The organism is Mycobacterium sp. (assembly GCF_032162105.1).
Lineage (GTDB): Bacteria > Actinomycetota > Actinomycetes > Mycobacteriales > Mycobacteriaceae > Mycobacterium.
In genome coordinates, this window is the sequence record NZ_JAVRPS010000389.1 from 1 (window position 1) to 15,605 (window position 15,605).

At 66.7% G+C, this 15,605-nt stretch carries 13 protein-coding genes and 2 pseudogenes; 9 read left to right on the top strand and 6 right to left on the bottom strand.

What is annotated here, in order from left to right; genetic code table 11:
- Positions 1-471: alpha/beta hydrolase-fold protein (locus QOC69_RS19800; RefSeq protein WP_526442691.1), on the top strand; the 471-nt coding region annotated here is incomplete at its 5' end.
- 30 nt (positions 472-501) lie between these two features.
- Here the strand turns inward: QOC69_RS19800 and fadD2 are convergent.
- Positions 502-2,190, bottom strand: a complete 1,689-nt coding sequence (gene fadD2 / locus QOC69_RS19805) for a long-chain-fatty-acid--CoA ligase FadD2 (protein WP_526442693.1) — start codon at positions 2,188-2,190, stop codon at positions 502-504.
- A gap of 119 nt (positions 2,191-2,309) precedes the next feature.
- Between fadD2 and ligD the strand changes: the two genes are divergently transcribed.
- On the top strand, positions 2,310-3,545 hold the full coding sequence (ligD, locus tag QOC69_RS19810; RefSeq protein ID WP_526442695.1) for a non-homologous end-joining DNA ligase: 1,236 nt from the start codon (positions 2,310-2,312) through the stop codon (positions 3,543-3,545).
- Here ligD and QOC69_RS19815 read toward each other — a convergent pair.
- A complete protein-coding gene (locus QOC69_RS19815; RefSeq protein ID WP_526442697.1) occupies positions 3,542-4,204 on the bottom strand; it encodes an NAD(P)H-binding protein in 663 nt (220 codons plus the stop codon). The genes ligD and QOC69_RS19815 overlap by 4 nt on opposite strands.
- A gap of 1 nt (position 4,205) precedes the next feature.
- Entirely contained in the window at positions 4,206-4,637 is a 432-nt protein-coding gene (locus QOC69_RS19820) for a VOC family protein (RefSeq protein WP_526442699.1), read from the bottom strand.
- Between the two features lie 92 nt (positions 4,638-4,729).
- On the opposite strand from QOC69_RS19820, the gene QOC69_RS19825 reads away from it, so the two are divergent.
- The 4 genes from QOC69_RS19825 to QOC69_RS19840 all read left to right on the top strand — a co-directional run bounded on the left by QOC69_RS19825 (position 4,730) and on the right by QOC69_RS19840 (position 8,624).
- Complete coding sequence (locus QOC69_RS19825; protein ID WP_526442701.1) at positions 4,730-5,626, top strand: fructose bisphosphate aldolase; 897 nt, start codon at positions 4,730-4,732, stop codon at positions 5,624-5,626.
- A gap of 77 nt (positions 5,627-5,703) precedes the next feature.
- Positions 5,704-6,192 (top strand): SRPBCC family protein, encoded by a 489-nt coding sequence (locus QOC69_RS19830; protein WP_526442703.1) that lies wholly within the window; start codon positions 5,704-5,706, stop codon positions 6,190-6,192.
- Between the two features lie 292 nt (positions 6,193-6,484).
- Positions 6,485-7,540, top strand: coding sequence for an oxygenase MpaB family protein (locus tag QOC69_RS19835; protein ID WP_526442715.1), 1,056 nt, complete (start codon positions 6,485-6,487; stop codon positions 7,538-7,540).
- Positions 7,541-7,622: 82 nt separating this feature from the next.
- Positions 7,623-8,624 (top strand): alpha/beta fold hydrolase, encoded by a 1,002-nt coding sequence (locus QOC69_RS19840; protein WP_526442705.1) that lies wholly within the window; start codon positions 7,623-7,625, stop codon positions 8,622-8,624.
- 15 nt (positions 8,625-8,639) lie between these two features.
- Here QOC69_RS19840 and QOC69_RS19845 read toward each other — a convergent pair whose 3' ends face one another.
- Genes QOC69_RS19845 through QOC69_RS19855 form a run of 3 tightly spaced genes read right to left on the bottom strand, consistent with a single transcriptional unit; the run spans position 8,640 to position 12,611 of the window.
- Positions 8,640-9,665, bottom strand: coding sequence for an ABC transporter permease (locus QOC69_RS19845; protein WP_526442707.1), 1,026 nt, complete (start codon positions 9,663-9,665; stop codon positions 8,640-8,642).
- Between the two features lie 4 nt (positions 9,666-9,669).
- A complete protein-coding gene (locus QOC69_RS19850; RefSeq protein WP_526442709.1) occupies positions 9,670-11,256 on the bottom strand; it encodes a sugar ABC transporter ATP-binding protein in 1,587 nt (528 codons plus the stop codon).
- Complete coding sequence (locus tag QOC69_RS19855) at positions 11,253-12,611, bottom strand: sugar ABC transporter substrate-binding protein (protein ID WP_526442711.1); 1,359 nt, start codon at positions 12,609-12,611, stop codon at positions 11,253-11,255. Before QOC69_RS19855 ends, QOC69_RS19850 begins: the two co-directional genes overlap by 4 nt.
- Before the next feature lie 228 nt (positions 12,612-12,839).
- Here QOC69_RS19855 and QOC69_RS19860 point away from each other — a divergent pair.
- The 3 genes and pseudogenes from QOC69_RS19860 to tnpB all read left to right on the top strand — a co-directional run.
- Positions 12,840-12,971: pseudogene (locus QOC69_RS19860) on the top strand (LLM class flavin-dependent oxidoreductase); the annotation flags it as partial.
- A gap of 309 nt (positions 12,972-13,280) precedes the next feature.
- A pseudogene (locus tag QOC69_RS19865) lies at positions 13,281-13,795 on the top strand (IS607 family transposase); the annotation flags it as partial.
- Between the two features lie 298 nt (positions 13,796-14,093).
- The coding region (gene tnpB / locus QOC69_RS19870; RefSeq protein WP_526442713.1) for an IS607 family element RNA-guided endonuclease TnpB at positions 14,094-15,605 on the top strand (1,512 nt) is incomplete at its 3' end.

Consider the following 15,605-nt stretch of genomic DNA (forward strand, 5'->3'; position numbering starts at 1 on the left):
TTGGCGATGTACCACCCCGAGCAGTTCCCGTACGCGGCGTCGCTGTCCGGCTTCCTGAACCCCTCCGAGGGGTCATGGCCGTTCCTGATCAACATGTCGATGGGTGACGCGGGCGGCTACAAGGCGAACGACATGTGGGGCCCAACGGAAGACCCGAACAGCGCCTGGAAGCGCAACGACCCGATGGTCAACATCGCGAAGCTGGTCGCCAACAACACCCGCCTCTGGGTGTACTGCGGGAGCGGCAACCCTGGTGACCTCGGCGGGGACAACGTGCCCGCCAAGTTCCTCGAAGGCCTGACCATCCGCACCAACAAGACGTTCCAGGACAACTACATCGCCGCGGGCGGCAAGAACGCCGTGTTCAACTTCCCGGATACCGGCACGCACGACTGGGGCTACTGGGGCGCACAGCTGCAGGCGATGAAGCCCGACCTCCAGCGCGAGCTTGGCGCCACGCCGCAGACCTGATCGAGGCTCGGCGGGGGCTACACCGGACCTCTACACGTCGAGGTCGCGTAGCTCCCGCTTGAGGATCTTGCCCGTCGGGTTGCGCGGCAATTCGTCGAGGAAGATCACCTCGCGCGGCACCTTGTAGCGCGCCAAGTGGTCACGGACGTAGGTCTTGATGGTGTCCTCGTCGACGCTGGCCCCTTCGGCCTTGACGACGAACGCGCGTAGCCGGTGGCCCCAGTCCTTGTCCTCGACGCCGAGTGCGGTGGCCTCGATGACCTCGGGGTGGCCGCTGATCAGGTCCTCGATCTCGGCGGGGAACACGTTCTCACCGCCGGAGACGATCATCTCGTCGTCGCGCCCGCTGACGTAGAGCAGGCCGTGCTCGTCGAAGTAGCCGACGTCGCCGGACGACATGAGTCCGTCGATGATCTGCTTTCCGCCGCCGCCGGTGTAGCCCTCGAACGGGAAGGTGTTGCCGACGAAGATCCGGCCCACCTCGCCCTGGGCGACCTCGTTGCCGTTGTCGTCGAAGAGCTTGACCGTCACGCCCTTGACCACCGGTCCCACCGTTGCCGGGTTGATCGACAGGTCCTTGGGCCTTGCGATGGTGGCGAAGGCGATCTCCGTCGACCCGTACAGGTTGTAGATGACGGGGCCCAGATCCTTGAGCGCCCTGGTGGCCAGTTCCGCGCCCAGCTGAGAACCGGAGACGAACACGATCCGCAGGCTGGACAGGTCCGGCTTGCGCTCCATGCCGTCGAACGCGTCGAGGATCCGCGACAGCATGACGGGAACCACGACGACGGCCGTCACCTTGTGCTTCTCGATGTCGGCGAGCACGTTGGCGGGCTTGAACCGGCGGCGCAACACCAGCGTGCTGCCCAGCATCATCGCGATGGTGGCGTGCAGGAAGCCCAGCGCGTGGAACATGGGCGCGGGCAGTGCCGTCACCTCGCCGGACCTGAACGGGACGTGCGACAGCACGCCGCCGATGGGTGCCAGCGACGGCGGGGTGCTGCGATTGGCACCCTTGGGGGTTCCCGTCGTGCCGCTGGTCAGGATGATGATCTTGGAGTGCGCGGTCGCCTTCGGCGGCGGGATGGGCCTGCTGCGGGCGATCAGGTCGGCGAGCGTCTCGTCGGTGCTCTGCGACGGCTCGTCGTTGTCCGGGTTGGTCGGCAAGGCGCGCAGCCTGCCCAGCGGCGGTTCGGCCGCCGACACCGCGGCGGTGTACTCGTCGTCGAAGATGATCAGCTTCGCGCCCTCGCGCTCGGAGACCTCCTTGATCTGCGGGCCGGAGAACTCACTGTTGAGCAGGATGATCCGGACACCGACCCGGGCGGCGCCGTAGAGCGCGATCAGGAACCACCGGTGGTTGCGGATCAGCAGGGCCAGGCCGTCGCCACCCTTCACGCCGATCGCGAGCAGGCCGTTGGCAACCGCGTTGGCGGCGTCGTCGAGTTCCTTGAAGGTCATCTCGCCGTCGTCGTCGATGATGGCGGTGCGGTTGGGCGTGCGCCGGGCGTTCAGTGCGGGGATCATGCCGAATTCGCCCCACCGCCGGATGTCGGCGACCATGGCGGCGACGTTCTGCGGCGGTTCGAGCTTGAATGCGCCCGCCTCGAACATCTTGATGGCGTAGTGCAGTTCGGCCGAGCCCCGCGCTAGATATTTCCCGACGGACTCCTGGACCTTGACCGCTGCCTGCAACGGAAGCTCGGTTAGCTTGGGCATGGTCCCCACAATATGTGACGGCCGTCGCACTCACCGGCACATCCCGTCGCTTCGCTCGCCCCCCACCAGCACATCCCGTCGCTTCGCTCGCCCCCGCCGGGCACAACTAACATTGCCGCATGGCGTCTTCGCTGTCCCTGGAGGTGGGCGAACGCACGCTGGCGATCACCCACCCGGACAAGGTCGTCTTCCCTGACGCGGGCGTGACCAAGCTGGATCTGATCGAGTACTACCTCGCCGTCGCCGACGGCGCCCTGCGCGGCGTCTCGGGGCGCCCGATGATCCTCAAGCGATTCATCAAGGGCATCACCGAAGAAGCGGTGTTCCAGAAACGGGCGCCGGAGAAACGTCCCGACTGGATCGACGTCGCCGAGCTCAAGTACGCCTCGGGCACCTCGGCGAAGGAGGCCGTCCTGCACGACGCCGCAGGCCTGGCATGGGCGGTCAACCTGGGCTGCGTCGACCTCAACCCGCATCCCGTGCTGGCCGATGACCTGGAGCACCCCGACGAACTGCGCGTCGACCTCGATCCGATGCCCGGCGTCGGGTGGCGCCAGATCGTCGACGTGGCGTTGGTGGCCCGGGAGGTGCTGGAGGACCACGGGCTGACCGCATGGCCGAAGACTTCGGGATCGAAGGGCTTCCACATCTACGCCCGCATCGAACGGCACTGGCCGTACAAGCAGGTGCGGTTGGCGGCCGAGACCATCGCACGCGAGGTCGAACTCCGGGCTCCTGATCTCGCGACCAGCCGGTGGTGGAAGGAAGAGCGGGGCGAGCGGGTCTTCGTCGACTTCAACCAGAACGCCAAGGACCGTACCGTGGCCTCGGCGTACTCGGTGCGTGCGACGCCCGACGCCCGGGTGTCCACACCGCTGCGGTGGGACGAGGTTCCGGACTGCTCGCCCGAGGCGTTCACGCTGTCGACCGTGCCCGAGCGGTTCGCCGGGATGGGCGATCCGTGGGAGGGCATGGACGATGCGCCCGGCGGGTTGGACGCGCTGCTGGAACGGGCGAAGGAACTCGGGCCCGCCGAGAAGGCGCCCAAGGGCGCGCGCCGCACCAAGGACGGTCGTCGAGAATCGACGATGCCACTCATCGAGATCGCCAAGACCAAGACGAAGAACGAGGCGATGGCCGCGCTGGACGTCTGGCGCGAGCGCTACCCCGCAGCGGCGGAAAGACTGCAGCCGGTCGACGTTCTGGTCGACGGCATGCGCGGGCCCAGCTCGATCTGGTACCGCATCCGGATCAACCTGCAACACGTGCCGGAGGACCAACGGCCGCCGCAGGAAGACCTGATCGCCGACTACAGCCCGTGGGAGAACTACTCCGGTTCGCAGTGGCGGCGCTAGCGAACGACGGCCGCCACGGCTTCTGCGATCGGGGTGTCGCCGCTGATCAATTCGAACGTGTGCCCCGCCGTTTCCGGCGCGTCCAACACCGCCATCAGTACGGCTGCGACGTCCCGTCGAGGCACGCTGCCGCGCCCGGTGGACGGCGCTAGGAAGACGCGACCGGTGCCGGACTCGTCGGTGAGATGACCTGGTCGCACGACCGTCGTCCGCAGCTCTGCCCGGGCCAGCACTTCCTCGTCCGCGGCCGCCTTGGCGCGCAAGTAGGCGGCGAAGACCGGGTCGGACGTTTCGTCGTCGGCACGCCGGTCGGCGCCCATCGCGGAGATCATCAGATACCGCCGGACGCCGGCCTCGATCGCGGCATCGGCGAGCAACACCGCGGCGGCCCGATCGACCGTCTCCTTGCGGGCGGCGCCGCTGCCGGGCCCCGCACCCGCGGCGAACACCACGGCGTCGGCCCCGCGCACGTGTCGGGCCACCTCCTCGACCGAGGAGTTCTCCAGATCCACGACGATGGCTTCGGCGCCAGCGGCTTCCAGGTCCGAGGCCTGCGCCGGATTGCGGATCAGGCCCGCGACGGAGTCGCCGCGCTGCGACAGTAGCCGCTCGAGTGCCAGCGCGATCTTGCCGTGTCCCCCTGCGATGACGACGCGCATATCAGGCCGCGAAGACCTGGGAGTCGTCGGCAAAAGCCTTGAACTCCAAAGCGTTTCCGGCGGGATCGAGCAGGAACATGGTCCACTGCTCGCCCGTTTCACCCTCGAACCGGACATAGGGCTCGATGACGAACTCCACAGCGGCGCCCTTCAACCGGCCGGCGAGCGCCTGAAACCCCGGCACGCTGAGAATCAGGCCGAAGTGCGGGACCGGGACGTCGTGCCCGTCGACCGGGTTGTGGATGGGACGAATCCGTTCCGGCGCGAGGTGGGTGACCAGCTGGTGGCCAGTGAGATTCCAATCCACCCACGTCTCGGCGCTGCGCCCCTGCTCGAGGCCGAGCACCTCCCCGTAGAACTGGGCGGCGGCGGCCAGGTCGTCGACCGGTATCGCCAGGTGAAACCGTGGGATGGGTGACTCGAGGACGGTCATGCGTCCCACGATATGCCCGCAGCTGATCTGGCCCGGTCGCTATCCTCGCACCTGGAGACGAGGGCACCGAGTTCCGGCGATTGGACGGCGCGATGACGAACCAGCAGCAGGCCGAGCGGATGCGGACGGGCGAGGGCTTCATCGCCGCGCTCGATCAGAGCGGTGGATCGACACCGAAGGCCCTGCGTCTGTACGGGATCGAGGAAGGCTCGTACTCCTCCGACGCGGAGATGTTCGACCTGATCCACCAGATGCGTTCCCGGATCATCACCTCGCCAGTGTTCGGCGGCGACCGCGTTCTGGCGGCGATCCTGTTCGAACAGACGATGGATCGTGAGATCGAGGGCAAGCCGTCTGCGGCCTTCCTCTGGGCCGACAAGGGAGTCGTGCCGTTCCTGAAGATCGACAAGGGTGTGGCCGACGCGGACGACGACGTTCAGCTGATGAAGCCGATACCAGGATTGGACGACCTGCTGGCCCGTGCCGTGCAGAACGGCATATTCGGGACCAAGGAGCGATCAGTCATCGGCGGATCCAATGCAGCGGGCATCGCCGCAATCGTCGAGCAGCAGTTCGAGCTGGCGCACCGGGTCCTCGCGTACGGCCTGATCCCGATCCTCGAGCCAGAAGTCACCATCACCATCCCGGACAAGGCCGCCGCAGAGGACCTCCTGCGCGACGTCATCGCCAAACACCTCGACGACGTCCCCGCCGACCAACAGGTGATGCTCAAACTCTCACTGCCGACGGTGCCCGATCATTACGCGCCGCTGATCGAACACCCCAGGGTGATGCGCGTCGTGGCGCTGTCGGGAGGCTATTCACGGGATGAGGCCGACGCGCTGCTGGCCCAGAACACCGGCCTCATCGCCAGTTTCAGCCGCGCGCTCACCGAGGGGCTGTCGGCCCAACAGTCCGACGCGGAGTTCGACGCCACGCTGGATCAGGCGATCCAAGCGATCTACGACGCGTCGACGTCTCACGACTGAACCTTCCCGACGGCGATTGCGTTCTACCGATAGGGCCCGAAACCGCGACCCGACGTAGTGACGAGAGAGCTATCCACATGGCAGCACCGATCCCAACCGTGACCGTCGTGGACGCCGGTCCGGGCCGGGTCTGCAGATCCGTCGAGGTAGGCGCGCCCACGAGCGAGCTGTTCGCGATCGTCGCCGACCCGCGTCGCCACCCCGAACTCGACGGCTCTGGCACGGTGATCGACAACGCGAGGGCGCCCGCAGAGCTCAACGCGGGCAGCCGATTCACGACCAAGATGCGGATGTTCGGCGTGCCGTATCGGATCACCAGCACCATCACCGCCATCACACCCGATTCGTTGATCGAGTGGCGCCACCCGGTGGGCCATCACTGGCGTTGGGAGTTCGAAGAGGTGGGCCCGCGTCGCACCCGCGTGACCGAGACGTTCGACTACCGCGACGCCGGCGCCATCAAGGACCGGCTGAAGTACTACGACCGGATGGGTTTCACGAAGGCCAACGCGCGCGGAATCGAAGCGACGCTGCTCAAGCTGCGCGACCGCTATCCCGTCGAGTAGGCGAAATACGTTGAACGCTAAGACTTCCACCGCCCCGCGACGTCCGATGTAGCCGAACCAGGCCAAGCTCTCGGGAATGCCGGTTGTCGGCAGCATTCTGACCTCCCCGTCTCGCACTGACCTGGACTCCGGTTGATACCCTTGGTATACAGTACCGTGAGTACCGGCTATACGACAGCGCCGATCCACTGCAAAGGAGCATCCGATGACCCGGAAACCACGCGGCCTCGCTGCGGCACCTGCCGACACCGGTTCCGACAAGCAGAAACAAGGTCGACGGGCCTTCCTGGCGATGATGACGCGCGGTAACGTCGAGCCGCACGAGGACTACGGATTCTTCGGCCCCGACTCGGTGACCTGGAAAGTGTGGAGCTACCCGACTGGCCTCACGGTCGGTTTTCAGCGCGCAGTCGTGATCGAGGAACTCGACCCAGACCTCGTCGCCGCCGTCGACAAGACTCACGACATCTACAAGCGGCCGCGCACCCGCTACGACCGCACATTGCGGTACTTCGCGATGGTCGCGTTCGGTGGTTCCCGCGAGACGTCCAACGTCGCCGACGTCCTGGTGAAGATTCACTCCAAGGCGATCGGGACGGAGCCGTACGGCGGTAAGCGCTACGACGCGAACAACCCGGCCTCCCAGCTGTGGATCCACCTCACCGCCTGGCATTCCATCCTCATTGCCTACGAGAAGTTCGGACCTGGCCCCCTGACACCCGAGGAGGAGGGCCGCTACTGGGACGAGTGCGCCACAGCAGCCGAACTCCAGACCTGCTCCCCCGACGACGTACCTCGCACACGCGAGGGCATCCGCGCCTACTTCGATCGGATGCGGCCCCAGCTCGTCGGCAGCGACATTGCGGTGCAGGCGATGAACCACCTACTCCAGGCCGACGTCATGCTGCCGCCGATGCCACTCATTGCCCGACCCGTCGCATCACTTTCCACCCGGGCTCTGCGCGCGGGCACGATCTCGACCATGCCGCGGTGGATGCGCGAGATGAGCGGCCTTCGCCAGCGCCGCACAACCGACTTGGCCATCCGCCCGTTGCTGTGGACCGCGTTCCACGTCGTGCACCTCAGCGCACGCTTCCAGCTCGCACTCCTGCAGCTCCTCTCACCCATGACGGTTCCCGTCGCGGCGCCCGTCCTTCTCGGCGTACCCCCGGTGAACCCGGAGATCGTCTCGCCGGCACTAGCCCGCGCCCGCTACGGCTACGACAAGCCCTCCGAGGCTCACCAGGAACTCCGGGCCCGCCAAGCCGAACGCGTCTTCGGGGAAGGCGTCAGCCCGAGCGACGAAGGCCTCGTCGAATCCGAACCGATCCTCGGTCTGCGGAGTTGAACTAATCGAGACCCCTGCATGACTATGGGTTCATGGTGCACCCACTCCTCGTTGTCGATGCTGAAACACCAGGACATTCAGCATGATCAGCAGACGAGACTTCTCCCAGATGGTGGGCCTTGCGGCGGCCGGAGCCACGATGGCCGCCTACGCATCCACGCCAACGGCGACTGCCGCCCCGGCGGGCCACACGGCGTTCCGGTCCTACAAGCAGGTCGACGCCGGCGTGCTCAACATCGGCTACGCCGAGGACGGTCCTGCCGACGGCCCGCCCGTCATCCTGCTGCACGGCTGGCCATACGACATCCACAGCTACGTCGACGTCGCGCCGACGCTGGCCGAGCGCGGCTTCCGCGTCATCGTCCCGTACCTCCGCGGCTTCGGTAGCACGACGTTCCTGTCCGACGCAGAAGTCCGCAACGGCCAGCAAGCTGCCGTCGCGACCGACGTCATCGCGTTGATGGACGCCTTGGACATTCCGAGTGCCATCATCGGCGGGTTCGACTGGGGCGCCCGTTCGGCGGATATCGTCGCGGCCCTGTGGCCCGACCGCTGCCGGGCGCTGGTCGCCGTCAGCGGCTACATCATCGTCAACCTCGAGGCCAATCTGAAACCGCTTCCGCCCCAAGCGGAATACGGCTGGTGGTACCAGTACTACTTCGCCACCGAACGAGGTAGACAGGGCTACCAGGAGAACACCCACGACTTCAACGAGTTGATCTGGAAGAACGCCTCACCAACCTGGTCGTTCGACGACGCCACCTACGACCGAAGCGCTGCGGCGTTCGCCAACCCCGACCACGTCGAAATCGTCATCCACAACTACCGGTGGCGTCAGAGCCTGGCTCCCGGCCAGCCTCAGTTCCAGGAACTGGAGGACCGCCTCGCCGCCAAACCGGTCATCACCGTGCCGACGATCACGGTGTCCAGCGACTTCGACGGGCCGGCCGAGGACGGCAAGGCCTACCGGCAGCAGTTCACCGGCAGATACAGCCACCGCGTTCTGGACGGCATCGGGCACAACGTGCCGCAGGAGGCGCCACGTCAGTTCGCCGATGCGGTCATCGAGGTCGCCGGCTACTAAGCATCGGCTCCGCCGTCACTTCACGATGAGCTTGCGCTGCGAGGCCATGGTGAACACCGCGGCGACGATGATCACCAGGCCCTTGATGATCGTCTGGGTGTAGTCGGCTGCACCGATCTGGTTGAGCCCGTTGGACAGAACCGTCAGGATCAGCACGCCAAGCACGGTGCGGCCGACACCGCCAACGCCGCCCGACAGTGCGGTCCCCCCGATGACGATGGCGGCCACCGAGTCCAGCAGGATCGTCGAACCCAGTGTCGGTCCGGCCGCACCCAGCTGGGCGGTGAGCAGCAGCCCGGCCAGGCCGGCCGTGATGCCGGAGACGATGAGGATGAGCACCTTGACCCGCCGCGTGCGCACACCGGCGAGCTCGACCACCCGTTCGTTGCCGCCGATCGCGTAGACGTAGAGGCCAAACCTGGTGCGGCGCGCGAAGAACCAGACCACGCCCAGCGCTACCAGCGCGATCAGCGCCGCATTCTGGACGTTCGGGATGAACTGCCCGATCGCCAGGTCACGGATGCCCTGGTTGGTGAAGTTGATCGTGCTGCCTTCCAGGATGGTCAACCCGATCCCGGCGAACAGCGACAGCGTGCCCAGCGTCGCGATGAACGACGGGACCCGGCCGTAGGCGAACACCACCCCGTTGAGCAGACCGATCGCGGCGCCCACCGCGACTGCGACGAGCAGCACGACGACCGGGTTGCCGATGCCTGCATTGATCAGCGACGCCAGCACGGCGCCGGTCAGCAGCGCAATGGACCCGACCGACAGATCGACGCTGCCCGCGACGATCACCAGCGTCGCGCCGAGCGAGGCGAGCAGCAGGATGCCGGCCTGACCGCTGATCAGGGTGAGGTTGGCCGCGGTCAGGAATGCCTCCGCGCGGACCGAGAAGTACACGACGAGTGCGAGCAGCGCTGCCAGCGGCAGCACGTCGCGTACGACGTTGACGCGGTCCAGCAGCTTCGTGCGTGGCGTGCCGACGGTGACCGGCGGGACGTCGACGGAGGGGAGCACGGGGGTCAGTTCAGTGGTCATGGCATCATCCGACGGTCGTAGGAGTGGCTTGGGTTGTGTTGGCGCCTGGGATCATTCGGGCGACCAGGTCGTGTTCGTTGGGTTTGTCGCTTGGGGGCGCGTCGACGATCGCCGTCAGTCGCCCACCGGTGATCACCGCGATGCGATTGGACAATCCGATCAGTTCCGGCAGGTCGTCGCTGACCAGGACCACCGTGGTGCCCGCCGCCGCGACCTGGCGCAACAGGTCGTAGATGCCCTCGCGGGCCCCGGTGTCCACGCCCTGGGTTGGTTCGTCGAGCACCAGCACATCGGGTTGGCGCAGAAGCCATTTGGCGATCAGTACCTTCTGCGCATTGCCTCCGGACAGCGAGGACACCGGTGCGTCGATGCTCTCGGCGACGATGCCCAGCTCGTCGACGTAGCGCTGCGCCACCTTCCTGGCGCGTCCGACGGCCCATAGCCCGACACGGCGGGTCGCAAATCGGTCGTGCAGCGAGGCGAGCTGGATGTTGTCAACGACCGACGCCGACGTGATCAGGCCCTTGTCGGCGCGATCGGGTGGCACGTAGGCGATGCCCGCCCGAACGTGGTCGCCGATCGTGCCGGTGACCTCCTGCCCGTTCACCAGCACCCGGCCTGCCGACGGCCGCACCACGCCGGCGATGATCTCGCCGAGCACCCGCTTGCCGGATCCCTCCGTGCCGGCAAGGCCGATGATCTCCCCCGGCGCCACCTCCAGCGAAGCGTCGAGCAGAACGCCTGCACCGGCGACGGACTCGACGACCAGCCGGGGTGGCGTGGCTGCGGGGACGTCGCGTTGAACGTGCTCTCGGTAGTAGTTCTCCGTCCGCACCCGACCGACCATCAGGCGGTGCAATTCGTTCTCGTCGGTTCCCGCGGTCGGCCGGTCGGCCACCGACTCGCCGTCCTTGAACACGGTGATCCGGTCGGTCGTCTCCATGATCTCGGGCAACCGATGCGACACGAAGACGACGGCGGCCACCCCGCGCAGTCGTTGCAGCAGCCGCAGGAAGTTGTCCTCGTGCTCCTGGTCCAGGGCCGTCGTCGGCTCGTCGAAGAGCACCACTGGCCGCTCGACCTCCAACAACCGGGCAAGCGCGGTGACCCGGGCGATGTCCAGGCTCTGCTTCTGGCCGGGCGTGAGACGACTGGTCGGCAGGGCGACGTCGATGCCATCCACCCCGGCGTCGTGCAATGCCTCCGTCGCGGCCCGACGCAACCTCCGATGGTCGAGACCGCCACTGCGGGAACGGAACAGGTGCTCCCAACCGAAGAACACATTCTCGTAGACGTCCAGGGAGTCCACCAGTGCAGGTTCCTGGAACACTCGGAAGATGCCGAGTCGGTTGGCCTCCTGATAGGACTTCGGCGCGATCTCCCGGCCGTCCAGACGTAACGTGCCCGAGTCGAAGGGCAGGACTCCGGACACGACGTTGAGGATCGTGCTCTTGCCTGCGCCGTTCTCGCCGATCAACCCGAGGACCTCACCGCCACCGACGGTCAGGTCGACGCCCTTGAGCGCGCGATTGGCGCCGAACGACTTGACGATTCCCGTTGCCTGCAGCCGGGGCTCGGCCTTGGCGCTCATGCTTGCCCCTTCCCGTACGGCGATGGGCCAAGAACCGGTGAGCGGTAATGCTCCTTGTACAGCGCGCGAATCCGGTCGAAGTCTCCGTTGCGCTGCGCCAGCAGATAAGCATCGGGGTACTGAAATCCCTTGGGCTTGGGTACCTCTGGCCAGATCGTCGCGAGATCCTCAACCGGATAGCCGTCGAACTGCAGGTCGAAATCGTTTGGATGCTCGGTGCGTGACAGCAGACGCACGTCGAACGACTCACCGATCGGGCCGTCGACGTAGCGTGCCTTGAACGGCTGGACGTTCTCTTGGGTGATGATCTCGGCGTGCCAGCCGTAGAAGCGTTCGGCCGGCTCCGGCTTCCAGCCCCGCAGCCGGTCGTGGAACTGGGCCAGCGTCACGAACGACGGGTAGGCGGGCACGTTTCCGGTGGTGACCAGCTGGGTGCCCGCCACGATCCGGTCGATGCCTGCGGTCGAACCGTTGGCCCCGACCACGAACACGTCCTTGCCGGGCACCTTGCCTGCCGCCTCGATGCCGGCCACCACCCCGGTGGCCACGTCGTCGTTGACCGCCACGATCCCGACCGTGTCCGGGTACCGGGCCAGCAGCGACGAGGCCGCCCGCTGCGAGAGGTCCACGTCGTACTTCGCGTGCAGCTCACCGGCGAACCGGATCTTCGGGTACTTCTTCAGCGTGTCGTATACCGCCAGCCGGCGCTGGACCTCGCAGCCGTCGATCGACGGGTAGTAGCCGCCGACACGGACGACCGTGCCTTCCTCGCCGATCTTCTTGGCCAGCACGTCGACGGCCTTGCCGACCGCGATGTACTCGTCGGGCATGAGGAAGGTGTTGTACTTGTCACCGTCGGCGTCGCTGTGCCATGGCGTGTACCAGGCCGGCGAATTCCAGGCGGCCTGGAACAACACGCCACGATCGTTGGCGTCGTGCGCCAGCGTCGGTAGCGCACCCGCATCGTTCAGCCCGACGAAGATGGCGGTGGTCTTCTGGGTGAGCAACTGATTGAACTGGTTGGACTGCACCGCGGCGTCGCTCTTGCCGTCGAGCACCACGCTCTTGTAGCCCAGCTGGCGGGCGGCGTCCTGGTAGGCCTTCGCCCATTGCACCTGGTAGTCACCTGTTGAGGACCAGTTCAGTAGCGCGAACTGCCCGTCGGTGTAGGCGACCGCGCCGGTGCTCGCCGCATCGCGGCGGCCGACCGCGGTCAGCGTGCCCGCCGCTGCCAGCGCCGCCGCGCTACCTGCCAGCAGTTTCACGAACTGCCGACGGCCGAGCCCGTAGGTGTCGAGGCGCTCGAGCAAGGAGTCGACAACGCGGCGTTCGTCGCCGGTGCCATCCGGTGTCATGACCTGGTCCGTACCTTCCCTCGAGCTTGAGCCATCACCGTATGCATCGGTCGCGAATCGGCCCACCGTCTTGCTCGTGTTGATGATTAACGGTCGACGCAGAATGAACTGCGGCGCAACGGAACACATTTCCGCTGGTGGCCCGTTGGCGGGGCATGCCCCGTTCAGGATGCGCGCAGCACGAGTGAAAGCCTTTGCGGGAACGCTCGTGCACGCGACGCTGAGCCCATGTCCGCTCCACCACTGCACTTCTCGGCGTTCGTGATGAACACCACCTCCCACATCCTGCAGGGAGTGTGGCGCCAACCGGAGGCCGGCCAGACCAACTTCAATTCACTCGAGCACTGGGTGCAACTGGCGGCGCCGAATCCGAAGTCCGGCGCAAGCAGGCCGAACTCGACGACGCCATCGACTTGGACGGCATGGTGGCGAACCTGTCCGGCGCGGTCGGAGTCGACTTCGGCTGCCATCCGCTGACACCCCACTCGGAGACATTGGCGAGACCGACGGAGTACGCAGCATCGTGCAATGGGTGGAGGAATCGGTGGCGGGCCGGGAAGCGACGGGTGCGGGATCTGGGGTTGCTGCAGGGTGCCAACTGCTGGCGCGATAGTGAGCGAAGGTGTGTGCTGGTGAGTGGGGGCTGGTGCGGTGAACCTGACTGAGTAGGCGCGGTCGCAGGGTGTACATCCGCAGACCGCGTACCGCTGGTTTCGGGAGGGAGCACTACTTGTGCTGGCGGTTCGGGTGAATCGGCGCACGGTGTTGGTGAGCCCGGGTGTCGGCGAGGGAGGGCTTGTCGCTGGTGTGGGCTTGTACGCCCGGGTGTCGGGCGATGATCAGCGTGATGATCTGGACCGATGGCGCGGTTGAGTGAATGGGTGTCCCAGTCTGGTTGGGCTGTGGTGCGCGTCGAGGCTGAGGTTGGGTCGGGCATGAACGGTGCTCGGCGGAAGGTGCGCCGGTTGTTGGCTGATCCGCGGGTGGCGACGGTGGCGGTGGAGCGTCGGGATCGGTTGGGGCGGATGAACACCGAGCTGGTGGAGGCGGCGTTGTCCGCGCATGGCCGTGGGCTGGTCGTGCTGGATTGCGGTGAGGTCACCGACGATGTGGTGTGCGACGTGGTTGAGGTGCTGACCTCGTTGTGCGCACGTCTGTATGGTCGCGGGTCGGCGCGAAACCGGCGATCGGAGCGCTCGGGTGTGCGTAACGCGATGTCGGGCCGGCAGTGTTTGTCGGTGCTGGTGGCGATGATGACTGCTATGGATAACCGGGACGCTGTGCTGCACCCTCGCCGGGCTGCGCGGGAAGCCGATGAGCTGGAGTTGGCCGAGGCGTATCTGCGGGCGATGAAGGACCGTGGCGACACCGACGGCTGGGCGGCCGGGGCGCTCCACGCTGCCCGGATCCACCACATCGGCCTCGGGGATGGCGTAGTTGTGCCGGTATTTGCGCCCCTACTGGAAGTGGTGGGCTGACGCGGTGATTGTGGGGATGCGCACTTGCGGGCAGGCAGCGCGGGTGGCCACGCTGACCAGTGGCGTGCAGCTGCCCGGTAAGCCCAGTCGGGACGGCACGGCCAAGTTGTCGCGGCTGGTCGATGTGGGACCGGATTTCGAGGCGCACCGGGCGGCGGTGGAGTCGGTGTCGGTTCTGTTCGCCCTGTATTCCGGTGATGCCCTCGGTTATGCCGATGCAGGAACCCCCGGCGAGCCGGTGCCGACCGGTTGGACGGTGACCGCGGCGAAGTTCGAGGTCGAGTGGCCCACCGATCCGGGACGGGCAGGGCTTGTGCGGGCTCATTTCGGTGCGCGACGCAAGGCGTTCAACTGGGGCCTGGGACAGGTCAAAGCCGACATGGACGCCAAGACGCTCGTCCCGGGCCACGAGTCCATCGAGTGGACGCAGGCCGCGCTGCGCAAGGCGTGGAACCACGCCAAGCACGACGTCGCGCCGTGGTGGGCGGACAACTCGAAAGAGGCGTACTCCACCGGGCTGGCCGACCTGGAGACCGCGCTGAGGAATTGGAAGGCCAGCAAGACCGGGAAACGCAAAGGCAGGCGGTTGGGATTCCCGCGGTTCAAGTCCGCGCGGCGTGATCACGGTCGGGTTCGTTTTACTACCGGGGCCATGCGGGTGGAGCCCGACCGTAGAACCATTACCGTGCCGGTGATCGGCGGGCTGCGATCCAAGGAGAACACCCGATGCGTGCAACGACATGTTGCCACCGGGCGCGCGCGGATCCTGAACATGACCCTCTCGGAGCAGTGGGGTCGGTTGTTCGTGTCGGTCAGCTACGCGCTGCGCACCCCGGCCACCTCTCGTTGCGTGAGTCAGCCCTCGGTGCGGGCGGGGGTGGATCTGGGGGTGCGGACCCTCGCCACCGTCGCCACCATCGACACCGCCACCGGTGAGCAGACACTGAGCGAATTCCCGAATCCGGCCCCGCTGAAGGCGACGCTGACCGCGCGCCGTCGGGCCGGACGTGAACTTTCCCGCCGCATACCCGGCTCCCGAGGATGGCATCAAGCGAAAGCCAAGCTGGTCCGCCTCGACCGCCGCTGTGTGCACCTACGGCGGGAAGCAGCCCATCAGCTCAGCACCGAGCTGGCAGGCAGCTACGGCCACGTCGTGATCGAGGACCTCGACGTGGCCGCGATGAAACAGGGCATGGGCCGGCGGGCGTTCCGCCGGGCCATCTCCGATGCCGCGATGGGAGCGATCAGGCCGCAGCTGGCCTACAAGACCGCCCGCTACGGCGCCACGCTGACCGTGGCAGATCGCTGGTTCCCATCCAGCCAGATCCACCACGGCTGCCACCGACCCGACGGCACACCCTGCCGGCTGACCGGTAAACACCGGATCGACAAACACCTGATGTGCCTCCATACCGATGAAATCGTGGACCGCGACCACAACGCGGCCCGCAACCTCCGCGACTGGCCGGACATGTCAGTTGACGCACAGTTGGTGTGTCGTCCCCGTTCGTCAGCA

Excerpts from the sequence above, each read along its gene's own strand:
- fadD2 (WP_526442693.1), bottom strand. The coding sequence starts at position 2,190 with ATGCCCAAGCTAACCGAGCTTCCGTTGCAGGCAGCGGTCAAGGTCCAG.
- ligD (WP_526442695.1), top strand. The coding sequence starts at position 2,310 with ATGGCGTCTTCGCTGTCCCTGGAGGTGGGCGAACGCACGCTGGCGATC.
- QOC69_RS19815 (WP_526442697.1), bottom strand. The coding sequence starts at position 4,204 with ATGCGCGTCGTCATCGCAGGGGGACACGGCAAGATCGCGCTGGCACTC.
- QOC69_RS19820 (WP_526442699.1), bottom strand. The coding sequence starts at position 4,637 with ATGACCGTCCTCGAGTCACCCATCCCACGGTTTCACCTGGCGATACCG.
- QOC69_RS19825 (WP_526442701.1), top strand. The coding sequence starts at position 4,730 with ATGACGAACCAGCAGCAGGCCGAGCGGATGCGGACGGGCGAGGGCTTC.
- QOC69_RS19830 (WP_526442703.1), top strand. The coding sequence starts at position 5,704 with ATGGCAGCACCGATCCCAACCGTGACCGTCGTGGACGCCGGTCCGGGC.
- QOC69_RS19835 (WP_526442715.1), top strand. The coding sequence starts at position 6,485 with ATGATGACGCGCGGTAACGTCGAGCCGCACGAGGACTACGGATTCTTC.
- QOC69_RS19840 (WP_526442705.1), top strand. The coding sequence starts at position 7,623 with ATGATCAGCAGACGAGACTTCTCCCAGATGGTGGGCCTTGCGGCGGCC.
- QOC69_RS19845 (WP_526442707.1), bottom strand. The coding sequence starts at position 9,665 with ATGACCACTGAACTGACCCCCGTGCTCCCCTCCGTCGACGTCCCGCCG.
- QOC69_RS19850 (WP_526442709.1), bottom strand. The coding sequence starts at position 11,256 with ATGAGCGCCAAGGCCGAGCCCCGGCTGCAGGCAACGGGAATCGTCAAG.
- QOC69_RS19855 (WP_526442711.1), bottom strand. The coding sequence starts at position 12,611 with ATGACACCGGATGGCACCGGCGACGAACGCCGCGTTGTCGACTCCTTG.